The following is a 2,967-nucleotide window of genomic DNA, read 5'->3' as shown; positions in this document are numbered from 1 at the left end:
GGAAGGAAGGAAGGAAGGAAGGAAGGCTCAATACTTTTCGTGGGTCACCCTATCTGCGTTTCTATTGCACAGGTTAATGAATTTCTTTGAAAAACAGAGATAGTAGTGGAATAAATTGTCTTCTTTTTCGAAATTGATTCTAATAAATTTCAGAAAACACCTATACAGTAGCTATTTCGGTCCAAAAGCAAATTGAACAATATTTGCTCCCATTTTTAACGCCTTTGTTCTTATTTCATCAGAGTCTTTGTGAACTTCTTTGTCTTCCCAGCCATCACCCAAGTCAGATTCGTAAGTGTAGAAGCAAATAAGTTTCCCTTTATATACAAGTCCAAAACCTTGAGCGTCTTGGTTGTCGTGTTCGTGAATTTTCGGAACTCCATTCGGGAAATCATATTGTTGATGAAAGATGGGATGTGAAAAAGGTAGCTCTACAAAGTCTAATTCAGGGAAAACCTTTTGCATTTGTGGACGAATAAATTTATTCATTCCATAGTTGTCATCTATATGTAAAAAGCCTCCACTAATAAGATAATTTCGGAGATTCTCTGCTTCTTGATTTGAAAAAACAACATTGCCATGACCGGTCATGTGTAGTAAAGGGTAATTGTATATTTCTCTGCTGCTAACTTCTATTGTTGCATAGTCTGGCTTAATATTGGTGTTAAGGTTCTTATTACAAAAGGATATTAGGTTAGATAGGGAAGTAGGGTTGGCGTACCAATCTCCACCACCACCATATTTTAGTAGTCCGATTTCAATTGTAGGCGTGGTTCCTGAGAATAATCCAAAGGAGAGGATTATAAATAGAGGAACAATTAATTTAGTCATTCAGTAAATTTATTGAAATACATGCTGTTAATGCTGCGGTTTCGGTTCTTAACCTCGTAGACCCTAAACTTATTGCTTCGAATCCGTTTTCTTCAGCTAGGATTAATTCTCTTTCCGAGAAATCACCTTCTGGTCCAATTAGTATAAGAGCATCGCCATTTGTGTATTTTTTGCTAAGTCCATTGGTCTCCATATAAGCACAAGAAGCTATTAGTTTCTGACTTGTGAATTTTTGCCGGATAAATTCCTTTGCTGTTATTAGTTCGTTAATAATTGGTAGATACGCTTGCTGCGACTGCTTTACGGCACCTAATATTATTTTATGGAGTCTTTTAGTCGTGAAATGATTTCGTTCCGATTGGTCACATTGAATAAAGGAAACTTCGTCGATGCCTACTTCGGTGGCTTTTTCAATAAACCATTCAATCCTATTTATGTTTTTAGTCGGCGCGATGGCAATATGAAGTCGTTGTTCTCTTTTTCCATATTCCTGAATTGAACTCAGTATTTTTATTTCGCATTTTTTCGGGTTATCGTTAGTTATCTCGGCCGTGTAGAACCCACCAATCCCGTCAATAGTGTTTATTTGATCTCCTGTTTTTAAGCGTAAAACTTTTATACAGTGATGCGACTCATCTTTATCTAGTATGTGAGATCGTTCTTTTTGAGAAAGGTTAGGGGTGTAGAAAATGTGCATTACTGTTTGCCTTAATCTTTAATGCAACAAAGATATTGTAATAAGTTAAATCGTCAATTTTGTTTTTGGGGCCGATTTCATAATATGTTGAAGTTGACTAGTTTCATAATTGCTGAAATTTTCAATAAAGGCATCGGCAAGTTCAAAAGCTTTTTCATCATAGTCGTCAGTATTGGGCCATGATCTACGTGGGTTTAAAATTTCTTCAGGTATTCCAGGACAACTTGAAGGCATATGTAATCCGAATATTGCTTGTTGTAGATATTCAACTTTATTAAGCTCTCCAGATAGGGCTGCTTTAATCATTCTTCGGGTGTATTTGAGTTTTATTCGTTCACCTATTCCATAAGGGCCACCTTGCCAGCCGGTATTGATTAACCAGACGTTTACATCTTGATTATCCATTTTCTCTCCCAACATATCTGCGTATTTCCCTGGATGTATTGGGAGGAATGGTTCTCCAAAGCATGCAGAGAAAACCATTACAGGTTCTGTTATATCCGATTCAGTACCAGCAACTTTTGCAGTGTATCCAGAAATAAAATGGTACATCGCTTGTTCCTTTGTTAATTTAGAGATTGCAGGTAATACACCGTGTGCATCACACGTTAGCATGAAAATGTTTCGAGGTGAAGCCCCTTTAGATCCCTGGGCAACGTTGTCAATAAATTCAATAGGGTAACTGACTCTAGTGTTTTGTGTTTTGGAAATATCTGTATAATCGACAATTCTATTATCATTCATTACAATGTTTTCTAGTAACGCACCTGGTCTTATTGCATTAAATATCTGAGGCTCGTCCTCCTTTGTTAGATTTATACATTTTGCGTAGCAGCCTCCTTCAAAATTGAAAACGGTATTCTCAGACCACCCATGTTCATCATCGCCAATTAGTTGTCTTTCCGGATCAGCTGAAAGGGTGGTTTTCCCCGTACCAGACAGGCCAAAGAAGATTGCGGTGTCACCTTCTTTACCCACATTTGCTGAGCAGTGCATGGAGAATACATTCTCTTCTATTGGTAGAATGAAGTTAAGTACAGAAAATATACCTTTTTTAATTTCTCCTGTGTACGCCGTTCCTCCAATTAAAATTGTTTTTTTTGAAAAATTGAGTATAGCAAAATTATGTTGTCGAGTACCATCGCGTTCGGGTATTGCATTGAACTCTGGTGCGCAAATAATAGTCCATTGAGGAGTAAAGTTTTTTAGTTCATCTATTGATGGCTCAATGAACATATTACTTACAAAAAGGTTCATCCATGGATTCTCATTGATTACTCGGATATTCAATCTGTATTTGTGATAGGAGCAGGCATATACGTCCCTAACGAATAATTCCTTACCATCTAGGTGAGCAATCATTTTTTCTTGTAAGGCATCGAACTTTAAAGCGCTAAACTTGTGATTGAGACCTTCCCACCATACAGTATCTTTTGTGT

At 37.1% G+C, this 2,967-nt stretch carries 3 protein-coding genes; all 3 read right to left on the bottom strand.

The window, feature by feature from the left end:
- Window positions 1-171 precede the first annotated feature (171 nt).
- Window positions 172-831 (bottom strand): DUF4159 domain-containing protein, encoded by a 660-nt coding sequence (locus HRT72_03315; GenBank protein ID NQY66737.1) that lies wholly within the window; start codon window positions 829-831, stop codon window positions 172-174.
- Entirely contained in the window at window positions 824-1,528 is a 705-nt protein-coding gene (locus HRT72_03310) for a 16S rRNA (uracil(1498)-N(3))-methyltransferase (protein NQY66736.1), read from the bottom strand. The genes HRT72_03315 and HRT72_03310 overlap by 8 nt, the downstream gene beginning before the upstream one ends.
- Window positions 1,529-1,573: 45 nt before the next feature.
- Window positions 1,574-2,967, bottom strand: a 1,394-nt coding sequence (gene pckA, locus HRT72_03305; GenBank protein NQY66735.1) for a phosphoenolpyruvate carboxykinase (ATP), incomplete at its 5' end; no start/stop codon positions are given.

It is taken from the genome of Flavobacteriales bacterium, assembly GCA_013214975.1.
Taxonomy (GTDB): domain Bacteria; phylum Bacteroidota; class Bacteroidia; order DT-38; family DT-38; genus DT-38.
Note: the sequence above shows the minus strand (reverse complement) of the source record. Positions and strands in the feature narration are given on the sequence as shown.

Excerpts from the sequence above, each read along its gene's own strand:
- HRT72_03315 (NQY66737.1), bottom strand. The coding sequence starts at position 831 with ATGACTAAATTAATTGTTCCTCTATTTATAATCCTCTCCTTTGGATTA.
- HRT72_03310 (NQY66736.1), bottom strand. The coding sequence starts at position 1,528 with ATGCACATTTTCTACACCCCTAACCTTTCTCAAAAAGAACGATCTCAC.